We start from the raw sequence: 548 nt of genomic DNA, 5'->3' as shown, positions 1-548 counted from the left end.
CATGATTCTTACCGTTCCTCTCGGTACGGCTTACACAGACCATCTGACACGCCCTTGGAGGGCACGCACCCGGTGTTCACGCAGGTACCGCCGACGGTGCCACGCTCGATCATCACCACCCGTCTGCCGAGGTTGGTGGCGCGGATCGCGGCCGCGAACGCCGCCCCACCGAACCCGATCATTGCCAGGTCATACGACCTGCTGTTAGCCGTTGCCGTCATGAACTCCTCCTTCATCGCCCTCAGGATCGACCTTCCAGTGCACTGGAAGGTCAAGGGGGAGAATGAGTGGCATGCGGATCGGTGAGGTGGCTCGGGCGTCGGGCACGACGAGCAAGACCCTGCGGTACTACGAGGAGGTCGGGCTGCTACCCGCCGCGGACCGCACCCCGGCGGGCTACCGGGACTACGGCGCCGAGGTGCTCGACCGGCTGGACTTCATCCGCCGGGGGCAAGCGGCCGGGCTGACCCTGGCCCAGATCGGTCAGGTGCTGGGGTCAAGCCCCTCGTGATGGTGTAGCGGTCTGATCCTTCATGGGGGTCAGGCGC

General features: G+C 66.1%; 2 pseudogenes. One reads left to right on the top strand and one right to left on the bottom strand.

The features are described 5' to 3' along the window. Positions 1 to 47: 47 nt before the first annotated feature. Positions 48 to 236: pseudogene (locus NR072_RS07585) on the bottom strand (FAD-dependent oxidoreductase); the annotation flags it as partial. Between the two features lie 56 nt (positions 237 to 292). On the opposite strand from NR072_RS07585, the pseudogene NR072_RS07580 reads away from it, so the two are divergent. Then, positions 293 to 493: pseudogene (locus tag NR072_RS07580) on the top strand (MerR family transcriptional regulator); the annotation flags it as partial. Positions 494 to 548: the final 55 nt, after the last annotated feature.

The organism is Micrococcus sp. Mcc89, assembly GCF_024519795.1.
Taxonomy (GTDB): Bacteria; Actinomycetota; Actinomycetes; order Actinomycetales; family Micrococcaceae; genus Micrococcus; species Micrococcus luteus.
Note: the sequence above shows the minus strand (reverse complement) of the source record. Positions and strands in the feature narration are given on the sequence as shown.